At 61.0% G+C, this 1,643-nt stretch carries 1 protein-coding gene; it reads left to right on the forward strand.

The features are described from left to right. The first annotated feature begins 70 nt into the window (after window positions 1–70). Window positions 71–997: an MFS transporter gene (locus ACPEES_RS23300; RefSeq protein WP_435106884.1), complete on the forward strand. Its 927-nt coding sequence runs from the start codon at window positions 71–73 to the stop codon at window positions 995–997. The last annotated feature ends 646 nt before the right edge of the window (window positions 998–1,643 follow it).

A 1,643-nucleotide genomic window follows, 5' to 3' on the forward strand; every position in this document is an offset into this window, starting at 1 on the left:
CACCCCAGACACACCATCACCGAGCAGCGGACATTTTAGCCCGGGGAAAACCGGACAGCCTCAACCGGGATTGACAATTGCATCGACAGGCCTCGCTGGACACTGGGTCACGCTCGCCCTGGCCCAGGTCATTGCGGGTCTCGGTGCCGGCCTGATGCTGCCGGCCATTTACTCGCTGGCCGCGTTCATCGCCCCGACCGGTCGCGAGTCCGCCGTGCTCGGACGGGTCATTACCGGATGGTCGCTCGCCATGGTAGCGGCCGTGCCAGCGTCCGCCTTCGTCGCCGACCGCTGGGGCTGGAGAACCGCCTTCTTCATCGTCGCCGGTCTCGGCGGTTGCGCCCTGTTGGGCTTTCGCCGGTTGCCGGAGCTCAAGCCCCGATCCGGCAGGCCGGGGGGCTCCCTGCGCGGGGCGCTAGCGATCCAGGATGCATCACTCACGCTGGGCGTGTGCTTCCTCTACATGGTCTCGTTCTACGGGGTGTACACGTTCCTCGGCGCCTTCGTGGAATCGCGTCCCGGTGGATCGGCCTCATTAGCCGGCATGGCGGTGTTGGCCTACGGCTGCGGATTCGGGGCGGGAAGCCTCGCCGGCACCCTCATCGACCGCGTCAGCGCACGAATCGCCGCCAGGTACATCCTGATGGCCATCTCCTGTGTCTACCTGCTCCTGTCGGCGGTTAGCACTGCCTCCTTCGCCACCATCGTGCCGACGTGCTTTCTATGGGGCTCGGTAAACCACCTCGGTCTCAACAGCCTCGTGTCGGTTCTCTCTCAGCTCGACGAGGAGGGCCGGGTTCGGCTCATGGGCCTGTTCAGCGCGGTCTCGTATGGGGGCATGATGGTCGCCGGCATCTCGTTCGGGTTTCTGTACGAGACGCTTGGATTCGCTGCGCTGCCCATGAGCGCGGCCATTCTGTGCGGAATATCGGCTGTGCTCGCGCGCGTGTGTCTGTCGCAGCGCGGCACATGCCCGCAACGACACGAGGCGTACTGAGCTTCTCGTCACCCTCGAGCCTACTGTTTCGCGGGCTCGAAGACGCTCGTCTCGGCTTACCGAGCAAGCAGCGCTTTCGCATACGCCCACACGTCGGGGCATGCGTTGCCTATGGCGGCGTTGACGCTGCACACCGTTTCGAGCGGTACCCGGTTCTCGCACCAGCTCTGCCCATCGTTCCCGAGGTTCAGGAACACCGGCATGAGCCGTCCAGACTCACGGCCGCGCTCTTCGCTAAACGCGTGCCCGCAGCGTTGAGGTGATTGATACATTTCGCTGCGAGACGTTGCATGGGGGCCGCATGCAAGAAATGGATCTATTCGCGAGACTTCCCGACAAGAAAAACCGATTCGGACGTTTTTTCACACCGGAAATTGGATCCGAACCAGATCAAATCATAGCGCCAACGCCATCATCATATCCACCTTAGTGAGAAAAGGTTCGCCCGCGTCTAGACGGTCCGCTAAAGGTGTGCAATGGTACATCATTAAAGGTATACAATATACCCAATAAGAAAACCGCCGACAGGCACCGACGGCACAGGTTTTTAGTCGGTTAGACAAAATGGGTTACTAATCTTTTAGAAAGTAATGTCAGGTTCGATTGTGTATCGGCAGGCCGGGTGACGGAAGAACGACTGCACTAG

This window comes from Arhodomonas sp. AD133 (genome assembly GCF_051195215.1).
In the GTDB taxonomy this organism is placed as follows: domain Bacteria; phylum Pseudomonadota; class Gammaproteobacteria; order Nitrococcales; family Nitrococcaceae; genus Arhodomonas.